Raw genomic sequence first — 276 nt, forward strand, 5'->3', positions numbered from 1 at the left:
GTTTGAACGCCGCACCCCCCGCTCCGATAGCACCGATCGCAACGACCCCGATGAGGATGGAGGCGGCGGCGAGCACCGACCGGGCTTTCGCGCGAGAGATGTTCCGGCGAGCGATGACGAGTCTCGGAAACCGACCCGCTATCCGGTAGAGCCAACTCACTGATGGCCACCCCTCGATTCGGTCGCCTTCGTCGCTTTGGCTATCGTTTCCTGTGGTTTCGGCGGTTTCGACTCATCCCACGTCGAATAGTCACTAGAGCGAGTTAGCCGCACTGC

Annotated in this window: 1 pseudogene; it reads right to left on the reverse strand. The window is 62.0% G+C overall.

From position 1 onward, the window contains the following. A pseudogene (locus AUR66_RS21305) lies at window positions 1-160 on the reverse strand (ABC transporter permease); the annotation flags it as partial. Between the last annotated feature and the right edge of the window lie 116 nt (window positions 161-276).

The organism is Haloferax profundi (assembly GCF_001469865.1).
GTDB classification, from domain to species: domain Archaea; phylum Halobacteriota; class Halobacteria; order Halobacteriales; family Haloferacaceae; genus Haloferax; species Haloferax profundi.